The sequence below is a fragment of the Paratractidigestivibacter sp. genome (assembly GCF_052362415.1).
Taxonomy (GTDB): domain Bacteria; phylum Actinomycetota; class Coriobacteriia; order Coriobacteriales; family Atopobiaceae; genus Paratractidigestivibacter.
On sequence record NZ_DAWEMK010000151.1, the window covers coordinates 1 to 3,295 of the forward strand.

At 68.0% G+C, this 3,295-nt stretch carries 4 protein-coding genes; all 4 read left to right on the top strand.

Annotation, left to right across the window (positions count from 1 at the left end):
* Positions 1-233 precede the first annotated feature (233 nt).
* Positions 234-878, top strand: a complete 645-nt coding sequence (locus ACT84W_RS10165) for a M48 family metallopeptidase (RefSeq protein WP_444329126.1) — start codon at positions 234-236, stop codon at positions 876-878.
* A 145-nt stretch (positions 879-1,023) separates the two neighbouring features.
* Positions 1,024-2,352: a circularly permuted type 2 ATP-grasp protein gene (locus ACT84W_RS10170; RefSeq protein ID WP_444329127.1), complete on the top strand. Its 1,329-nt coding sequence runs from the start codon at positions 1,024-1,026 to the stop codon at positions 2,350-2,352.
* Positions 2,337-3,062 (top strand): alpha-E domain-containing protein, encoded by a 726-nt coding sequence (locus ACT84W_RS10175; protein ID WP_444329128.1) that lies wholly within the window; start codon positions 2,337-2,339, stop codon positions 3,060-3,062. The genes ACT84W_RS10170 and ACT84W_RS10175 overlap by 16 nt, the downstream gene beginning before the upstream one ends.
* A 9-nt stretch (positions 3,063-3,071) precedes the next feature.
* On the top strand, positions 3,072-3,295 hold a 224-nt coding region (locus tag ACT84W_RS10180), incomplete at its 3' end, for a transglutaminase N-terminal domain-containing protein (RefSeq protein WP_444329129.1).

Sequence of the window (3,295 nt, forward strand, 5' to 3'; positions counted from 1 at the left end):
ACCCCCGCCCCGCCCCCACCAACACTGGGTGACAGTCATTGGCCGCAGCACTTTTTGCCACACATCACTGGGTGACAGTCATCGGCTAATGTGTGTCCCAAAAACGCTGCTCCCAATGACTGTCACCCAGTGATGGATGGCATCGGATGATGGATGGCATCGGATGATGGGCGGCACAGAAAGCTGCACGCAATGACTGTCACCCAGTGATGGTGGAGGTAGACTGCGTAGATATGAAGAAGGGCCAGAAATACACGCTCGCGGCGGCGGGCATCGAGGTCGAGGTGGAGCGCAAGGCGGTGCGCCACGTCAACCTGCGCGTGCGTCCCGACGGCTCGGCGCACATGAGCGTGCCCTGGAGCGTAAGTCGCGCGGAGGCGCAGTCGTTCCTGGACGGCCACGCGGAATGGCTCGCACGGGCGATCGGCCGCGTCCGGGCGCGTGAGGCCGAGCGGTCAGGCAGCGGGCTCGGCGCGGGAGGCCTCGTACCGCTCTGGGGGCGCCTCGTTCCCGCGCCGGCAGACGGCGACGTCGCCGGGCTCTACCGTGCCGAGCTCGCCCGAGCGCTTCCCGACGTCGTCGCGCGCATGGAAGCCGCGTCCGGCCAGCACGCCCTTGGGTGGCAGCTGCGCGACATGCGGACCCGCTGGGGGTCCTGCACGCCGGCGACCGGACGCATCCGCGTGAACACCCGCCTGGCGGCCTACCCGCCGACCTGCCTCGACTACGTCGTCGCGCACGAGCTCACGCACCTCGCGGAGCCCCCGCACAACGCCCGCTTCCACCGCCTGCTCGCCCTCGCCTACCCCGACGAGGCCGCCGCGCGCGCACTTCTTCGCAAAGAGGCCCGCGACGTGGCCGACTGGCATCTCGGCTGAGCCCCTCCCCGACACAGCCATTTAACCGCCGCACAACACTAGTTCACTCCGCCGAAACTCCCTCCCCCGCCGCGCGAAACACGCGCAGCGCACCATAGGGCCATGCCCTGCCCGACCCGAGCACCACCACAGAGAGGGGCGGCCTATGCCATCCGATGCCCCCGTGTACGAGAGCCTGCTTTCGCACACGCCGAAGATCAACCAACAGCTCGCGCGCTACGGCGTGAAGTTCGGCCTGTACAAGAACGGCGAGTTCAACGAGCGGCTCTTCCCCTTCGACGCCATACCCCGCGTCATAAAGAAGGACGTCTGGGCAACCCTTGAGCGCGGCCTCGCGCAGCGCGTCGACGCCCTCAACGCCTACCTCGCCGACGTCTACGGCGCCAAGCAGATCATCCGCGACGGCGTCGTGCCCGAGGATTTCGCCTTCGCGAGCTCCGGCCACCTGCCCCAATGCGAGGGGATCGTCCCGCCGGGCGGCATCCACAGCCACATCAGCGGCATCGACCTCGTCGAGGGCGAGGGCGACGAGTGGTTCGTCCTCGAGGACAACCTGCGCATCCCGTCGGGGGCTTCTTACCCGCTCGTGGCGCGCCAGCTCTGCCGCCGCTGCGACGCCGAGACCTTCCGCGGAGCGGCCATCGCGGACAACCGCGACTACGGCGAGCGCCTGTGCCGCGTCCTCGACAACGTGAACACCGGCGGCCTCAACGTCGTCCTCACGCCCGGGCGCTACAACTCCGCGTACTTCGAGCACACCTACCTCGCCGAGAAGGCCGGCGCGGTCCTGGCCGAGCCGCAGGAGCTCTTCGTCGAGGACGAGCGGCTCTACTACCGCGGCGGCGCGGGCAAGCAGCTCGTGGGCGCCGTCTACCGGCGCCTCTCGGACGAGTTCCTCGACCCGCTGTGCTTCCGCGCCGACTCACTCATCGGCGTGCCCAATCTCATGAGCGCCTACCGCGCGGGCAACGTCGCCGTCCTTAACGCCCCCGGCAACGGCGCGGCCGAAGATAAGGGCATCTACTACTTCGTGCCCCGCATGGTCGAGTACTACCTCAACGAGAAGCCCATCCTCAAGAACGCCCCAACCTACCTGCCGTTCTATCCCGACGACATGGCCTACGTGCAGGACCACGCCGACTCGCTCGTGATCAAGGACGTCGCCGAGGCGGGCGGCTACGGGGTCGTCTTCGGAAGCAGCCTCACGGAGCAGAAGCTCGAGGACCTGAAGGCCCTCATCCGGCGCGAGCCGCGGCGCTTCATCGCCCAGGAGGTGGTCGACTTCCTGTGCCTGCCGACCTACATCGACGGCGAGATCGTGCCGCGCAAGGCGGACCTGCGCGCCTTCGTGCTCTCCGGCGCGCGCACCGAGGTCTGGCCGAGCGGCCTCACGCGCTACTCGCGCGAGGAGGGCTCCGCCATCGTCAACTCGTCCCAAGGAGGAGGGTTCAAAGACACATGGGTTCTCTCGTAGTATCCGGGGCGCCGGGCGCGCCCTTCGCATCCGCGATCTCGCTCGAGAAGGCCGACCACCTGCTGTGGCTCGGCCGCTACGCAGAGCGGGCCTACACCACGCAGAAGTTCATCCTCTCCGCCTACGACCAGGCCCTCGACGGCCAAGGCGACGGCTGGAAGGAAAGCCTCGAGGAGCTCGGATTCGACGACGAGGCCGAGACCCCGCGCGAGTTCTTCCGCGCGTGCATCTTCGACGCGGCGTGCCCAGCGTCGATCGCGCAGGCGCTCGACGCCGCCTACGACAACGCCGTGCGCCTGCGCGACGTGCTCGGCACCGAGTCGCTCGGCTACGTACAGATGGCCGTCGACGCCCTCGCTGCGGCGCAGGCGAGCGACGCTCCCCTGCTCGACCTGCAGCTCATTCAGGACAACATCATGGCGTTCAAGGGCTGCGTCGACGACTTCGTCGAGTCGGACGCCGCGTGCAACCTCATCAAGTGCGGGATCTCGGTCGAGAGGATCGACCTCTACGCGCGCCTCTCGTACAAGCTCGGCCGCGTGCGCCAAGAAGTGCACCGCCTCGCGGCGCGCGTGAACCGCACCGGTGCCCCATACAGCCAGCCCGACCTCAAGGCGCTGGTCGAGCTCGTCTACGCGCCGACGTTCCCCGACGCCGCAACCTACGACCAGCTCGGCCTGATCCTGCGGCACGCGGCGAGCGTTTTCTAGGGGCGGCTCATGAAGATCCTCAATTATTTCTTCGAGACACGCCTCGAGTTCAGCGAGCCGGTGCGCGACCACGACTTCGTGCTCCGCTGCATGCCGCCGAACACCGGCGCGCAGACCGTCATGGACGCGCAGATCATCGTGGAGCCACCGGCCTCGCTCGCCGCACAGGTCGACGGATTCGGCAACAACCTGCAGGTGGGAAGGCTCGAGGCGCCGCACTCGAGCTTCTCGTT

Bases quoted from the DNA above. Each gene is read 5' to 3' on its own strand.
- ACT84W_RS10165 (WP_444329126.1), top strand. From the start codon at position 234: ATGAAGAAGGGCCAGAAATACACGCTCGCGGCGGCGGGCATCGAGGTC.
- ACT84W_RS10170 (WP_444329127.1), top strand. From the start codon at position 1,024: ATGCCATCCGATGCCCCCGTGTACGAGAGCCTGCTTTCGCACACGCCG.
- ACT84W_RS10175 (WP_444329128.1), top strand. From the start codon at position 2,337: ATGGGTTCTCTCGTAGTATCCGGGGCGCCGGGCGCGCCCTTCGCATCC.